The sequence below is a fragment of the Lentisphaera profundi genome, assembly GCF_028728065.1.
Lineage (GTDB): Bacteria > Verrucomicrobiota > Lentisphaeria > Lentisphaerales > Lentisphaeraceae > Lentisphaera > Lentisphaera profundi.
Window position 1 is genome coordinate 911,884 of the sequence record NZ_CP117812.1, and the last position, 12,380, is coordinate 924,263.

10 protein-coding genes and 1 tRNA gene are annotated in these 12,380 nt (G+C 41.3%); 2 read left to right on the plus strand and 9 right to left on the minus strand.

Annotated elements, in window-relative coordinates:
- Positions 1–8: 8 nt before the first annotated feature.
- A complete protein-coding gene (locus tag PQO03_RS15130) occupies positions 9–1,361 on the plus strand; it encodes a serine/threonine protein kinase (protein WP_274154027.1) in 1,353 nt (450 codons plus the stop codon).
- Positions 1,358–2,086 (plus strand): hypothetical protein, encoded by a 729-nt coding sequence (locus PQO03_RS15135; RefSeq protein ID WP_274154028.1) that lies wholly within the window; start codon positions 1,358–1,360, stop codon positions 2,084–2,086. Before PQO03_RS15130 ends, PQO03_RS15135 begins: the two co-directional genes overlap by 4 nt.
- On the opposite strand, the gene recD2 is transcribed toward PQO03_RS15135, so the two are convergent.
- From recD2 to PQO03_RS15180, 9 genes are all read right to left on the minus strand, one after another.
- Positions 2,064–4,274 (minus strand): SF1B family DNA helicase RecD2, encoded by a 2,211-nt coding sequence (recD2, locus tag PQO03_RS15140; protein ID WP_274154029.1) that lies wholly within the window; start codon positions 4,272–4,274, stop codon positions 2,064–2,066. The two genes, PQO03_RS15135 and recD2, sit on opposite strands and share 23 nt — an antisense overlap.
- Complete coding sequence (locus tag PQO03_RS15145; protein ID WP_274154030.1) at positions 4,271–5,068, minus strand: TrmH family RNA methyltransferase; 798 nt, start codon at positions 5,066–5,068, stop codon at positions 4,271–4,273. The genes recD2 and PQO03_RS15145 overlap by 4 nt, the downstream gene beginning before the upstream one ends.
- Positions 5,069–5,083: 15 nt before the next feature.
- Complete coding sequence (locus tag PQO03_RS15150) at positions 5,084–6,193, minus strand: ribonuclease D (protein WP_274154031.1); 1,110 nt, start codon at positions 6,191–6,193, stop codon at positions 5,084–5,086.
- A 62-nt stretch (positions 6,194–6,255) separates the two neighbouring features.
- Positions 6,256–6,477: a DNA-directed RNA polymerase subunit omega gene (gene rpoZ / locus PQO03_RS15155; RefSeq protein ID WP_274154032.1), complete on the minus strand. Its 222-nt coding sequence runs from the start codon at positions 6,475–6,477 to the stop codon at positions 6,256–6,258.
- 42 nt (positions 6,478–6,519) lie between these two features.
- A tRNA-Lys gene (locus tag PQO03_RS15160) sits at positions 6,520–6,595 on the minus strand.
- 498 nt (positions 6,596–7,093) lie between these two features.
- Complete coding sequence (locus tag PQO03_RS15165) at positions 7,094–8,107, minus strand: ABC transporter ATP-binding protein (RefSeq protein ID WP_274154033.1); 1,014 nt, start codon at positions 8,105–8,107, stop codon at positions 7,094–7,096.
- A complete protein-coding gene (locus tag PQO03_RS15170) occupies positions 8,100–9,611 on the minus strand; it encodes an ABC transporter permease (RefSeq protein WP_274154034.1) in 1,512 nt (503 codons plus the stop codon). Before PQO03_RS15170 ends, PQO03_RS15165 begins: the two co-directional genes overlap by 8 nt.
- A 60-nt stretch (positions 9,612–9,671) precedes the next feature.
- The gene (locus tag PQO03_RS15175; RefSeq protein ID WP_274154035.1) at positions 9,672–10,718 is read right to left on the minus strand and encodes an iron ABC transporter substrate-binding protein; all 1,047 of its coding nucleotides are present in this window, start codon (positions 10,716–10,718) and stop codon (positions 9,672–9,674) included.
- Between the two features lie 167 nt (positions 10,719–10,885).
- The gene (locus PQO03_RS15180) at positions 10,886–12,154 is read right to left on the minus strand and encodes an alginate export family protein (protein ID WP_274154036.1); all 1,269 of its coding nucleotides are present in this window, start codon (positions 12,152–12,154) and stop codon (positions 10,886–10,888) included.
- Between the last annotated feature and the right edge of the window lie 226 nt (positions 12,155–12,380).

Below are 12,380 nucleotides of genomic sequence, written 5' to 3' on the forward strand. Positions count from 1 at the left end.
GAAAATTTATGTCTTCTGAAAACAAACCTTCTTTTCCCAAGAGGTTGTTATCGTTATTAGGAGCGCCCTTTTCTAAATCAAAGGGCCCAAATGATACGATTGCTTTTAATCTTGAATCTCAAGAAATGAGCTCGACGAAGTTGCCTAGTCACTTACAGGATCGGTACACGGTGATGCGTGCACTAGGTCAGGGTGGATATGGTGTTGTATATCTCGTGCAAGATATGATGATAGGACGTTTGGCGGCAATGAAGTTACTCAAAAGAGCTTCATCAGAAGGTGATGCAGTCTTTGATCACTTTAAGCAAGAGGCTAGAATTGCAGGGCAATTGGATCATGAAAATATCGTTGTGATTTTCAATGCTGAGTACCAAGAGAAATATGCTTTTATTATTATGGAGTATCTATCGGAAGGTAACTTAGCGTCGATGATCAAAGAGAAGGGTAAATTCTCTGCTCATGAAGCAGTCCAAATTATGAAAGGAATTTTGGATGGTTTATCTGCGGCTCATCGCATGAGGGTTGTGCACCGTGATGTGAAGCCTGAGAATATACTTTTTGACCCAAAAGGACGTCCTAAAATTAGTGATTTTGGTATTGCTCACCTTCCGAAAGAAGAGGGTGGTGTTTTAAGTGATGAAGAATTCATGCCAGTAGGGACACCTTGTTATATGTCCCCCGAGCAATTAGCTGGTAAAGAAGATATAGATAGTCGCGCAGATCTCTATTCTTGTGGAGCGATTCTCTATGAGATGTTAACAGGGCAGAAGCTCTACGATATTCCGAGAGATATGCGTTTGGATGATATTTATTCAATGGTGAAATCTGAGAACTATAAAAAACTGCAAGATTTTAAAATCGACTGTCCAAAGGATGTGGAAAATTTCGTCGAAAAATTATTATGTGTTGATCGTGATCAGCGTTATCAGTCTTCTATGGCAGCTTTAAAAGATTTGAATGAGCTACTTGAGAAATTAGATCAAGAAAAAGAAACAAGAACTTTCCCAGATCGTATAGTTACTAGCCCAATAGACTTGCTTGAAGACGTTATGCGTATTTTATTACAGGACGGGATCATGGCTCCAGCCGAAAGGCGTGAAATAGATAAGCGCGCAGAGCGTTTACGTGTTTCGAAAGACTTGACCCGTGAAATTGAAGAAAAAATCCGTAAAGAGATGGGTTTGCCGTCTCTTGATTCTTTGGAAGCTTATGAATCGACCTATCAACTCATGGGAGGAGATTGGGATTCGATGAGTCACCAAGAGAAAGAATTTTTAAAAAAGACATCAGAGAGTTTAGGTTTGCAAGATATTGAACGACAGATGATAGAGAAAGATTCTGCAGAAAGTAGAGACCTGTGAAGTTTGCTTGTAAGCATTGCGGGTTCGAGCATGAAGTACGTCCCTCTGCGATTGATCAGCAAATGAATTGCAATAGTTGTGGCCGTTTAAATATTATTCCTTCTCATAATCCAAAAGTAGTCGAAAAGAGTCGAACAAAAACCTTAGTCTATTTTGAGCCAGGCCTACTTTTCACGAGCTTGATTATTTTTGGTCATTGTGTGCACCCTACGCTTAGTTTGTCATTTACACTTTTGTCTACTGCTATAATGCTTTTTCTATTGCGTAATCCAGTAAATTCACTTCCCTTTTTTACTCAATATACAGCCTTGCAAATCCGTAAATTTAGCTCAGATCAATATTTGATTCCACTTTGGTTATTGATGTTGTTAAGCAGGATACCAGAGAGTAATATTTTATTTGGCTTGCTAGCGGCGCTATCGATTATATACGCAGGGATTTCATCTGTGGCTCTTCATTTCAACGTAGATAATAATATTGGAAATCAAGAATGTAAGCCGATGCCAAATCTAAGAGAGATCTTGTATCCGTTTTACCGACGTGAATTAATCGGTGTGGATGAAGAAAAAGAAGAGGTCTTAGTACAGACACCTCAGTCTCATACACAATTAAAAATCAAAAACAAACGCATGAAGAAGATGGATGTGCAGATTCAGGTCGACAAACGCTTTAATGAGTGGCTTGAAGATGAGGTAGAGCGTTTTACGGATTATCCATCCTTGTAATCTGTAGCTTATATTTAAGTAAAGTGAAGCGTCTGCGTGTGCCTTTGTTGGCAATACATTGTGAGATTGCTTGTCTACTAGAGCAGAGGATTAAGAGGCTTTTGGCTCGAGTTATAGCTGTGTAGAGAAGGTTTTTCTTCAGCATTATATAATGACTATTATTCATGGGTACGATAACCGCAGGGAATTCTGAGCCCTGTGACTTGTGGATTGTAATAGCATAAGCTAGGCGAATTTGCTCGGCTTCTTCAAAGTCATAGGCGGTCTGCAATCCATCAAAATCAATAATGAAATTTTTGTCTTCATTTGAGATGTCTACGATATAACCCATGTCACCATTAAAAACTTTTTTGGTGTAGTTATTGACAGTTTGGATCACACGATCACCTAAAATAAAGCGGCTTTTCCCGAAATTAAATTGCTTTTTATGGATGTTGTTTAAATCTTCTTGTAGGTAGAGATTGAGTGCTTCGCAACCACATTTACCACGATTCATGGGCATGAGGACTTGGATGTCTTTGGCTTCGATATCAAATTTTTTGGGTATGCGTTCTTTAATCATAGAGGCAATTATAGGAAAGAGCTTTTCTGGATTATCCTGATGAATAAAATAGAAATCGTCTAAGTCTTGATTTTTTGATTGACTTAGATCAGGGGGGTGCCCGGCGTTGATTCGGTGAGCATTGGTAATAATTCGACTTGAAGCTGCCTGGCGAAAGACTTGGTGTAAGGCCGTGACAGGAATGAGTTGTGATTGGATAAGATCATTTAAAATAAAGCCGGGTCCAACTGAAGGGAGTTGATCGGGGTCGCCTACTAAAACGAGGTGTGTTTCGTTTTGATCAATGGCGGCAAATAGCTTTCTTGCTAAACTTAAATCGAGCATGGAGACTTCATCAACTACGAGGATATCGCATTTTAGTTTTTTTGATTCATTATAAATAAACTCCCCGTCACTTTCCCCGTCGCTCATTAATAAGCGATGGATAGTAAGGGCTTTTGCTCCAGAAGCCTCGCCTAGGCGTTGTGCGGCTCGTCCTGTGGGAGCGGCTAAGCGAATTCTTTTTCCGTTTTTTCGTGCTTGCTTAACGATTTCTTTTACCGTGGTTGTCTTGCCTACGCCGGGGCCACCAGTGATGATACTGATGCGTTTGTCAAAGCTTGTTTGCACGGCCTGTTTTTGTTCTGCGTTGAGTTCGCCATTGGCTAAATCGAACTGCGAAGGAGTCAGTGCGTATTGTTTATCAAGTTTAATGAAGGCGGCTAAATGTTCAATAAGTTTTTCTTCATCTTTATGAAGATAGCGCTCGTAGAGGTAGTCTATTTCTTGGTGAGTTTCGGAGATAATTGTGCCGTCACTCAGGGCGCGTTCTAGTCCTTCTAAGATATATTTTGTCTCAACTTTTAAGATTTCCTGAGCTTTACCTAGCAGGAACTCTTTCGGCATACAGGTGTGACCATCGAGGCTTTGGGTTTTGATGGTGTGTACTATTCCAGAGGCCGTTCTAAAGGGATTTGTGGGCTCGATGCCGAGTGTTTGAGCAAGCTTATCTGCTTGAATGAAGCCAATACCGCGGATGTTTTCCGCTAAGAGGTAAGGGTTGTCTTTAATTACGGCAGCACTTCGATCGCCGTATTGTTCCATGATCAGGCAGCATTGGCGTGCGCTGAGGCCTAGGCCTTGAAGGAAGACTTTTAAATTTCTTTCTTGATTGCCATATTCCCATGTACGCGAGATTTCTTCGATGCGCTTTTTTCCAAGGCCAGGGACTTCCTTGAGGCGCGCGGTGTAGTTGTCAAGGATGTCAAAAGTTTTTGCGCCAAAATGTTTAACAATACTTTCGGCAGTTTTTTTTCCAATACCAGGTAGGTTTTCTGATAAGTAACGGATCATGCCAATTTCAGAGCTGGGTAATTTTATCGTGAAGGAGTCGATTTTAAATTGACGTCCATATTGCTTATGCTTTATCCAAGTTCCCGTAGCTTCGATTTCCTGTCCGGGAGTCGCAGTGGAGAGCATTTCTCCCACAGCAGTAATTTCGCCTAATTCATCGGCGAAGAATTTTGAAACGCAATAGGCGTTATCGTCCGAGACAAAAAGATGACGTAAGACTGAGGCAAATATAGTATGTTTGCCTAAAGGCATTTCTTCAGGCTCTTCGTTTTTATAGGAGAAGAGATCGCTCATTGCTGACGTTGACGTACTGCCTCATAGAGTAAGAGCGTGGTGGCGGTGGCCACATTTAAAGAGTCAGCTTTGCCTAGCATGGGTATTTTGACATTGATGCTGGATTGCTCCATCCATTCTTCTGTTAAGCCATATTGTTCAGCGCCCACAATAATCGCAATAGGCCCGGTCATATCAACTTCGGTGTAGAGCTTATCGGCATGAGGGGTGGCCGAAATGATGGTGATCTTATTTTCTTTGAGGTAGTTGATGGCGTCTTGACTGCTGTCTTCGGCAATAGGTAGAGAGAAGCACATGCCTGTGGATGCAGTAATAACATTGGGATTAAAGAGGTCAGTACATTTATCACATAAGATTAAACCATCAGCACCGGTGCCATCAGCCGAGCGTATGATCGTGCCTAGGTTTCCGGGTTTTTCGATTGATTGAGCCACAACGAGTAAGGGCGAATCACTGAGTTGGAGATCATTAACTTGCTTGCGGAAGTAGGAGGTGAGTCCTAGCAATCCTTCGGGGCGATCGCGGTAGGAGATTTTTTTAAAAACACTTTTTTCAGTCTCAAAGATTTGGGTATTGCCTTCTTTTTGAAGTTTGGCAATGAGTTCATCTTCGTTTTTTCCTAAGAAGTAATCACGACAGATATAAAGCTCTTTGGGAAATATTCCGTTGTCGGCAGCGCGGTAGATACTGCGAAATCCCTCGATAATCATCGTTTGTTCTTTGTCGCGGTAGCGACGTTCGCGAAGTTTAACAATGTGTTTAATGCGAGGGTTAGTGGGACTAGAAATGTACATGAGTTTTAGTTCGGCCTATTTATTGATAATTTTCTCAAATGTATCCCCTAAAACTTCCTTTCGCCAACCATGGATATTTAAGTTTAAGGGATTTTTTTCAGCCTTAAGGATGATCTTTTTAATATGATTGCGGGCATAAATGAGTCCGGGATCTAGGTCGTGTTGTTCTGCGACCTTGTCCATTGCCGAGGCACATTCTTTGATGAGTGCTTTTTCGCTAGCGCTTGGTTCTTTAGCGAGCATATTTCGAGGGAGATCTTCATCTTTGATTGCCTGCACAGATTTGGCGATGGCCTGCAGATTTTTGTAATGTTTTTCTAGTTGCCTTTCGTTAAAGCCATTGCGGATAAACTGTCCGTGATCACTGGAGGTGTGTAGGGCAGCTTTAAATAAGAGGTTCTGATGAAAGATAAAGTTGGGTGTGATATTGCGTTTGTGAGCCAGTTCATGGCGGTAAGCAGCCATTTTCTGGAGGTAAACGAGGGAGCGTATGGGCAGGCGTCCGAATTGTTTGACTCTTTTGTAAGCGAGTTCGGCAGTGGTCTCTTCGTAAATAGCGGGGTTTTCAGTACAAACTTGATTTTCTTCAATAAACCAATCATAACGATTTAAGTCTTTGAGCTGATTGCGTAAGATATCGGCGATTTCTATGAGGTAACGCACGTCTTCGGCAGCGTAAATGAGTTGAGATTCAGTCAGTGGGCGTTTGGTCCAGTCAGAGACTTGCTGAGTTTTGGAGATTTCCACATCGACTAAATGAGCACAGAGTTTGGCTAAGCTGACTTGCTTCAAGGCGCCAGTGAAAGCGTAGGCGAGTTGTGTATCAAAGATGTTTTTAGCTTCGGCACCACAAAACAATTTAAATAATTTAAGGTCTTGATCAGGGGAGTGTAAAATTTTACAAACGGATTTATCTTCAAGAACTTGCTTGAGGATGGCCGTAGGGAAGTCTTCGATTAAAAGATCAATAAGATGAATTTCGCCTGCAGATTTAATTTGCAGTAAGCCTGGAATAGGGTAAAAAGTTTTTGTCCATACAAATTCAGTATCTAAGGCAATGTTTTCTTCTTCTAGAGCCCTGGTCAAAACTCGTTCAATTTCGCTGCTTTGATCTAAAAAAGTCATCTTTGCTCCCTGGGTAAAAAAAAACCGCCGATAGGCGGTTTTAGAAAATTATGTGGTCTATCTTAAGCGTCGATTTTCTCGAATGTAACTTTTCCTTCAGCAATTTCTACTAGAGCAATTTCTAAAGTGGAGAGGACTAAGGGACGGTTATTAGCGTCACGTGGTGTGTCGATTAAGGGACGGTCACCTTTGTTAATTTGACTTGCACGCTTAGCGGCTAGGTTAACAAGAATGTTTTTGTCGCCGATTACTTCTAATGCATTAGCAATGTAACTATTTTCCAATTTTAATCTCCAGCGATTTATGATTCATAACAGTGACGAAAGTGGTGAGTTGTCTGGGGCTCGAACCCAGGACCCACGCCTTAAAAGGGCGTTGCTCTACCGACTGAGCTAACAACTCACGTCTGTCAGTTAGTGACGGCTTGAAAGTATCCATCTTCACGTATTCTTCAAGCGCAGAAATGTCTTTTTTCGATATTTTTCGATATTTTTTTCTGGCCTCTCTTTTTTTGATCGTATGATGCTTGTAGAGAAGGGCTTTTTCTGTGATTTCATGAGCAGTTGTAATCGCTTGAAGGCTAAATATTAATACGTGATTAAGCTGATTTTAACTCACATTAATCTATGGGAGGAGCCTAAGAAGCCTTGAGTGAATTTTTTCAAGTATTTTCATAGAGTACTTACTTTTAAGGGCAGTTCACTAGCTCTTTTTCCTGAGTACTGTGCATAGCAGCTATAATTTGTGTTGACTGGAAGGCTAAATTAGTAGGTCTTAGTGTCTTCTTGTATGGGGCTTGCTAAAGCAAGAGATGAGGCATTTTTTGGTAAGTAGCAATAAATTTTGATAAAAGACTATTACCTGAATCCATGAGATATCTGAATAATGCTTCTGTCTATTTTAAAATGCGGGACAGGCTTCGATGGGAGTGATTTTTACTTTGTCGCCAATTTTGATTTGCGTGCGTGAGCTGACGTTGGCAAAGATTTGGGTGTCGGGAACTTGGATAGTGAGTTCTTTGCGGGCACCAAGAAAGCGAATGTCTTTAATTATAGAGCTACTTTCATCAGATAGATCAATACGAAGATTTTCTGGACGTAAGAGGATCTCGCACTTGCCGCTGATATTTTTTTGAAGAAGAATCTCACCAATACTTGTCGTGGCAGTATGGCCTTGAGCTTTGCCAGAAATAATTTGGCAGTGGCCAAAAAATGAAGCGATTTGGCTTGTGTGCGGTTGCTGATAGAGTTCTTCGGGAGTACCAATTTGGAGGATCTGACCTTTTTCCATGACGGCTAATCTATCGGCAAAATCAAAGGCTTCTTCTTGGTTGTGTGTGACTAAAATGGAGCTGATGCCCTCAGCTTTAAAAATCCCACGGATTTCATTGCGAAGGCGTCGAGCGAGAGTGGCATCAAGATTGGAGAAAGGTTCATCCATGAGTACGAGGCTGGGTTTGATGGCAAGTGTACGAGCAATGGCAACTCGTTGTAGTTGGCCGCCTGAGACTTGATGAGGCATCTTTTTTGCATGTTCTTCTAAACCTAAGAGTGTGAGCATGCGCTCAAGAATATTCTTTTTTTCACTTTTATCTTTAATTCCAAAAGTAATGTTTTCCTGAATACTTAAATGGGGAAAGATGGCGTAGTCCTGGAAGATGAAGCCAGTATTGCGAAGATTAGCTAATAGGTTTGTCTTGGCATCAAAAAAAGTCTGATCGCGGTGATGAATAGATCCTCCGCTAGGTGTCTCTAATCCTGCAATAGCTCTGAGCGCAGTGGTTTTTCCACAGCCACTGGCACCTAATAAAGCGAAGCACTCGCCAGGCATAAGTTCGAAGGAGATTTTATCTACGGCACAGAATTTAGCAAAGTGGCAGCTGAGATCTTTAATGGAAAGGAGTGGCTTAGTCATCACTATTAATCAATTTTTGGTTGAGGATAAAGTAGAGAGATATACAACTAATTCCCAATAATAAAAGTGCGGGTGCCGCAACTCGGGAGTATTCGGCATCATCGATCAAGTTCCAGATGTTTTGGGTAAGATAAAACTTACCGGGCTCGGCCAGGAGTAGGGTGATGGGCAATTCTTTAAGAGTGGAGATGAAGACGAGGGCAAAGCCAGCTAGAACACCTGGTCGCAAGAGAGGGGCGGTGATTTTGAGCTTAGTATGAAAATCACTGTGGCCTAAGACTTGTGAGGCTTCTTCTAGGCGCGGGTTAATTTGGACTAAGCTCGTTTTTACGGAGCTCACCGCTTGGGGTAGGAAACGAATGGCACAGCCGAGTATGGGCAGCCATAGGGTTTGGTAGAAGGAGTAGCCAAAAATATTAAAGGAGACAAAAAAACTAACGAAGGCAAGGCCGATGACCAGGCCGGGGAACATATTGCCAAGAAAACTGATGCGATCGGCAAATTTACCAAAGAGGCCTTTTTTACGAATCGCACACCAAGCAGTGGGGATGGCAAATAAGGTGGCGATGATGGCTGCGGCAACGGCGAGTATACTAGAATTGCTTGCGGCACTAAAGAGTTCTTTATTAAACATCAGTTCTGATTTTCCTTTGGAAAACCAGTAGAGGATAGTGGCGAGAGGTAGCAGGCAAGAAAGAAAAACTGATGCGGAAAAAAAACTTAGGATTACAGTGGTTTTTAATGGACTACAGTAGTGGCTGATATGGCGCGATTTATTATCTGTAATCAGACTCCGGCGACGGGTCATATAGACCTCTAATTGCAGAAAAAAGAAAGCTATTACAATAAGGATGAGAGCGAAAAAAGAGGCTCGATCAAAACTGCCACGGTCTAAATGCTGAAAAATGTAGTAGGTCAGGGTTTTGTAATTGAGGATGGAGGGAGTACCGAAATCACTTAGGGTGTAGAGGCATACCAGGAGCATGCCTGATGCAATGGGGATTTTTAAACTGGGAAGAGTGATGCGTGTAAAGATTTGAAAGGAGTTGGAACCAAGGAGTCGCGCACTTTCTTCGCATGAGGGAGATTGGCGTTGGAGGGCGGCGTAGGTCATGAGGAAAATAAGTGGCGAGTTGACTAAAGTCATGCTCATCCATGTCCCAAAAAGACTTCCGCTAATTTTGAAGGGGAATTTCCAGCCAGTGATATTTTCATAGAATCCCATGTTATCAAAAGCCGCCAAGTAGCTGTAGGCAGATATGTAAGAAGGGAAAACTAAGGGTAAGACGCAAAGGATTAACCATAGTTTTTTCATGGGAATTTTATAGCGAGAAAGGAAATAGGCTTGCGGGACAGCAATGAAGGCTCCACCAATAGCAGTGAGACTTGCTAAAAGTAAGCTTCGACCAATTGTGGGGTAGAGATCACGGGTCTCAAAAAGTGCCCTTAAGTCATAGTTTGAATTAAGGACATCCTTTAGTGAAACGTATAAAGGTAGTAGCATAAAAAATGCTACTAGCAAAATAATAAGTTTCAGAAATAAGTCTGAACTTTTTATCTTCAATTAGAGTGCGCCGTTCTCTTCAAGGATCTTTATCGTCTCGTCAACTTTATCGAGATCGCCAAGGTCAATCTCGACTGGATTGATTTGCTCAAGGGGCTTGAGTTCTGCAAAGGCACTGACGCCTGCGGCGAGAGGGTATTCGAAATTAGAATTTTTGAAGAAGGTTTGGGCTTCTTCGCTCAGAATCCAATTAATGAATTTTTGAGCAGCGACTTGGTTTTTAGAGCTTTTGAGTAAAGCAATACCAGAGACATTGATGAACATGCCTGCATCGCCGTCTGCGAAGAAATGATTTTCAGCTACAAGTGCTTCTTTCATATCTTGGCGAACTTTGTAAAGGTAGTAATGATTCACGAGGCCTGCAGCTACTTTGCCTTCTGCGACAGCAATCACAATGGGAGTATTTTTCGGGTAATCTTTAACTTCATTAGCTTTGAGGTCTTTGACCCATGCAGCTGTTTTTTCTTTGCCAAGAACTTTCGTCATCGCTGTAAGGTGGGATTGAAATGAGCCATTTTTTGGAGCCCATCCTAAGCGACCTTTCCATTTAGGATCAGTGAGTTCAGTAATGCTTTTGGGCAATTCTTCTGCTTTCACCATGTTTTTATTATAGACAAGAACTCGGGCACGGCCAGAAGTTCCGATCCAGTCTCCTTTGGGGCCTGCATAGCGGGCGTCAACTTTTTTTAATGTATCGATAGCAAGGACTTCAAGAACGCCAGCATTAGAGAGGGCACCGAGATTGGAAGAGTCTTGGGCAAAAAAGAGGTCAGCAGGAGAGTTTTTGCCTTCACGAAGAATTGTATTGGCTAACTGGGCTGTCTTGCCTTCTTTAACAGTAATTTTAATTCCTGTTTCTTTGGTGAAAAGATCAAAGAGGGGTTGTGCGTACTTTGCTTTACGGCCGGTATAGATCAGTAGAGACTGTTCTGCTTCAGGATTTTGTTGGATAGGTTTTGTTTCACTTATGTGTGAATTGTCATTTTGTGTTTTGTTATCGCAAGAAGCAAACAAAAGTGCCAGTGCGAGAATAAGTAATTTTTTCATTTTACATTCATTCCTAGTTAATGAGATTATATCTCAGTATTTTACAGAGGGATTGTTTTAAGTCAATCTATCGAGGCAAATAAATCAGATTAAACTAAGAGAAAAAGGCAAATAAAAACCCGGCATTAATTATGCCGGGCTTAAATGAGCTTGTGTATTAGGACTGTTTACTTAAAAATATCACTAATTTTTGAGCCTATAGCATAATCTAAACGAAGCCAGACGTTCATGTCATCGTTAGCGTAAGCATCACCGCGATCATCATTACCAACAAAGTAAGCAGCTTTCACTGAGGCAGTGAGATTGTCAGTAAGTTTGCGAGCAATTAGAGCATTGTACTCCATGCCATAATCATCATTACCTGCGACATCATCAAAATAGTGGTAGGCAAGAACGACTTTATTGCCCATGAATTTACCTTTTACATCCAAGTAGTAATCTTGTAGGCCATCAGTGAGTGTACCGCCATTGGTTCCCAGAAAACGATCTGACCAACCATTGAACTTGTGAGCCGTAGAGAAGAGCGTATCAAAACTTTTGCCATCAGATGAGGCATCATCAATGAACATATAACCAGCACCTGGAGTCCAGTCACCCATTTTATAGCCACCATAAAGGTGAGCAAAGTGAGCTTCATGATCATCGGAATCTTGGTAATCAGTTTGGTAGGCATAAGTCACATCGTAAAGAATATCACCAAATTTACCATCGGCGCGAACACCATAAGTAGCAGAATCAAGTGTGGTAGCCCCTTTATGAGCATTCCCACCTTTCTTTTTAAGACCTTCATCGCCATCAACAAAGTAAGAGAAACCAGTTATAGTATGATCATCATTAAGTTTATATTTGGCATTAAGCATGATGATTGAATCATATTCTACGCTATTGCCAAATATAGTGTTGACTTTGTCAGCGTAAGCGGCGAAAAGCTCGAGTTTATCGATAGATTTATTGGTGATACTCACTGCATCAAAAGTTTGAGCGGTTTGTCTCCAACCGATATTACCTATAAAGCGTGCGTCATTTTGAATAATTTCTTGACGACCTACACGTACTTTTGTGTCAGGGATGAGCGTGAAATCGACATAGAGTTGCTGCCAACGAGTTACATCGGGATCAGCAACTTTTTCGTACTTACCACTATTATGACCTTCAGTATCATCATAATCACTGCCAACACGTTGATTCGAGTGATATTGGGCATAGAGGCTGATGCCAGCCATTTCCGCTGTTCTAAAACCAACATAATTTGAGAGAGTGAGTGCGTTAGCGTCATCCTTATCACTGCCCTGACCTTGTCCGCCTGCAAACTCATAGCCGAGGCGAGCTTTGAGATCGACTTCACCATTAGTGAAGATTTCGCCAAAATCATTGGCTTTTTCTGCTGCCGTTGCTGCAAGAGCAGACATTAAGAAGCAAGTTGCAAATTTTTTCATTTCCTAATCCTTGTTTGACTTAGAGTTATCCTTCTTCATTACTTAAGAATGATAGAGGTATTGTATAAAAACGTAAAGCGATATGTAATTTTTTTTTAGTTAAAATATTTTATTTAAATTAACATGATCAAATAATTGAGAAAGTTAATCTTCTCTATTATAGTCAAGTTTAGTGAAGCGTCAATATCATTTTATATAAAAAAGTACAAAAAAGTAATCATATATC